The following is a 771-nucleotide window of genomic DNA, read 5'->3' on the forward strand; positions in this document are numbered from 1 at the left end:
AGCCAGGGGCTGCTGGAGATCAGCGCCGGCAGCCTCGACAACAGCGCCTCCGGCACCCTCGCCAGCCAGGCCGGCATGAGCCTGCGCCTGGGCGGCGGCGCCCTGCGCAACCAGCAGGACGGCCTGATCTTCAGCCAGGCCGGCGCCCTCGACGTGCAGGCTGGCAGCCTGGACAACCGCCAGGGCACGCTCCAGGCCCAGGGCGACAACCGGCTGCGTATCGGCGGCGCGCTGGACAACCAGGGCGGCCGCCTGGACAGCCGGGCCGGCAACCTCGACCTGCAGAGCGGCAGCCTCGACAACGGCGCCGGCGGCGTGCTCAACAGCGCCAAGGGTTGGCTGAAGCTGGTCACCGGGCTGTTCGACAACAGCGCCGGCGTCACCCAGGCGCAGTCGCTGGAAATCCGCGCCGGGCAAGGCGTGCGCAACCAGCAGGGCCATCTCTCGTCGCTGGGCGGCGACAACCGCATCGTCACCGCCGACTTCGACAACCAGGGTGGCGGCCTCTACGCCAGCGGCCTGCTCAGCCTCGACGGCCAGCGTTTCCTCAACCAGGGCGCGGCGGCGGGTCAGGGCGGCAAGGTCGGCGCCGGGCGCATCGACTTCAGCCTGGCCGGCGCGCTGGCCAACCGCTTCGGCCAGTTGGAAAGCGAAAGCGAGCTGCACCTGCGCGCCGCCGCGATCGACAACAGCGGCGGCAGCCTGCGCGCCCTTGGCCGCAGCGGCAGCACGCGGCTGGTCGCTGGCGGCCTGAACAACGCCTACGGCGTG

Annotated in this window: 1 protein-coding gene; it reads left to right on the forward strand. The window is 72.8% G+C overall.

The annotated features are described in order from the left end of the window. The coding region (locus JHD77_RS31680) for a hypothetical protein (protein WP_199506561.1) at positions 1–771 on the forward strand (771 nt) is incomplete at both ends.

It is taken from the genome of Pseudomonas sp. P20, from assembly GCF_016463925.1.
Taxonomy (GTDB): Bacteria; Pseudomonadota; Gammaproteobacteria; order Pseudomonadales; family Pseudomonadaceae; genus Pseudomonas; species Pseudomonas aeruginosa.